This is a genomic window from Streptomyces sp. NPDC050610, assembly GCF_040654875.1.
In the GTDB taxonomy this organism is placed as follows: Bacteria; Actinomycetota; Actinomycetes; order Streptomycetales; family Streptomycetaceae; genus Streptomyces.
Genome location: NZ_JBFAIV010000093.1, coordinates 1 through 1,663, shown reverse-complemented (window position 1 = coordinate 1,663; position 1,663 = coordinate 1). Strand labels below are relative to the sequence as shown.

The 1,663-nt window shown below is 68.6% G+C and carries 2 protein-coding genes; both read left to right on the top strand.

Going from position 1 to position 1,663, the window contains the following annotated elements; genetic code table 11:
* Positions 1–181: 181 nt before the first annotated feature.
* On the top strand, positions 182–652 hold the full coding sequence (locus AB0I22_RS39700) for a hypothetical protein (RefSeq protein ID WP_363135904.1): 471 nt from the start codon (positions 182–184) through the stop codon (positions 650–652).
* A 72-nt stretch (positions 653–724) separates the two neighbouring features.
* Positions 725–1,558, top strand: a complete 834-nt coding sequence (locus AB0I22_RS39695) for a transposase family protein (protein ID WP_363135903.1) — start codon at positions 725–727, stop codon at positions 1,556–1,558.
* The last annotated feature ends 105 nt before the right edge of the window (positions 1,559–1,663 follow it).

Sequence of the window (1,663 nt, the reverse complement as noted above, 5' to 3'; positions counted from 1 at the left end):
ACTGAGAAACCGCCATCGTGGTCTTTGCTGGTCAGTAGGGCTGGTGTGATGTCTCGTAGGGGCGCTCGTGCTGGTTGGGGTGGAGATCGGTAGCACGTGATCATCCGTCACGGGTGGCCTCTGGCCTTCTCGTACGGGGGACTTGGGCTGCTGCGTAGGTTCTGCGGCGGGAGGGATGCTCATGACGGACGTGCTGACCTGGACGATCGAGCGACGGGTTGAGCTGGCGGAACGTGCCGAGCTGCTGCGCAAGGAGCTGGCCGGGATCGATGCCGAGGTGGCCCGGCTGGAGGCCGCCGAGGTGGTGTTCGGACAGTGGGCCGAGGCGACCGACGGCGGCCGGCAGTCGTCGCGCATCGTGGAGCCGGAGCCGGAGCCGGAGAAGGTGGTGGTCGGGCCGGGCGCGGGTGGGATGCGGCTGGTGCCGGACCGGACGGAGGGCGTGGGGGTGGAGGTCCTCACGCCGGAGTATCAGCGGATCATGGCGATCGTGGCCGGCGCGAGCGGGCCGGTGATGGCCAAGGACGTCGCGATCGCCCTGGGCCGTGAGACCACACCGGGCAAGGTCGAGCCGGTCCGCGGTCAGCTGCGCAAACTCTCCGACCGGGGCTGGCTGGCCCGGACCGGATCCGGCCGCTACCTGCCGCGCTGACCGGCGAGGACGGCAGCGGAGCGGCCGATTCCCGCCGTAACACGAGGGCCCCCGGCGGGAGTTGGTGAGTGTGTGAAGACAAACCAGCCCGCCGAGGGCTCTCACGATGTTGTCTACCAGGTCCGCCTCCCGCTGTCGAAGCGGACCATCGACCTCGTCGCCGGTCTCATACGTCGCCGCCGCAACCAGATGCGCTCCCGCTGGCGCAAGGCCGACCCCGGAGCCCAGGCGATCATCGTGCTCGCCGTGCTCCGCCATGACCAGCGCCTTTCCGATATGGCCGGCGGCAACGACGTGTCCGCCTCCACCATCCGCCGCTGGGTCCGGGAAGTGATCGAACTCCTCGCCGCCCGCTCCCCGCGCCTGGACCGCGCGCTGAAGAAGATCGCCCGCTTGGGCGGGGTTGTGGTTCTGCTGGACGGCACCCTCATCCGCACCCGACGCCGCACTGGGAGGGACAACCGGAAGAACTACAGCGGCAAGAGCAAGGCTCATGGCCTGCTGTTTCTCGCGCTCACCGATGAGAAGGGCAACCTGATCTGGATATCCGCGGCCAGGCCCGGCGGCTCCAGCGAGATCACCGCCTCCCGGCACAACAAGATCACCCGGCATCCGCGGGAGGCCGGGCTCGGGGTCCTGGCCGACCTCGGCTTCGTCGGTCTGGACGACAAGCCCGACGACGACCCGGTGATCATCACCGGCCGCAAAGCAACCCGCAACCGCCGCCTCACCACCTCCGAGAAGGAGGCGAACCGCCTGGTCAGCCGCGAACGCGCCGCGAACGAACACGGCTTCGCCAACCTCAAGTCCTGGCAGATCCTCACCAAGCTCCGCATGAACGCCCGGCACGCGACCACCCTCCTGCGGGCCCTGCTCGTCCTGGCGACCACCGAAGTCCAGCGATGACGGACGATCACGCGTCAACGATCACGCTCCCGATCAGCACGAGCACCCCACCTGAACATCACACCAGCCCCACTGACCAGCAAAGACCACGATGGCGGTCTCTCA

Bases quoted from the DNA above. Each gene is read 5' to 3' on its own strand.
- AB0I22_RS39700 (WP_363135904.1), top strand. From the start codon at position 182: ATGACGGACGTGCTGACCTGGACGATCGAGCGACGGGTTGAGCTGGCG.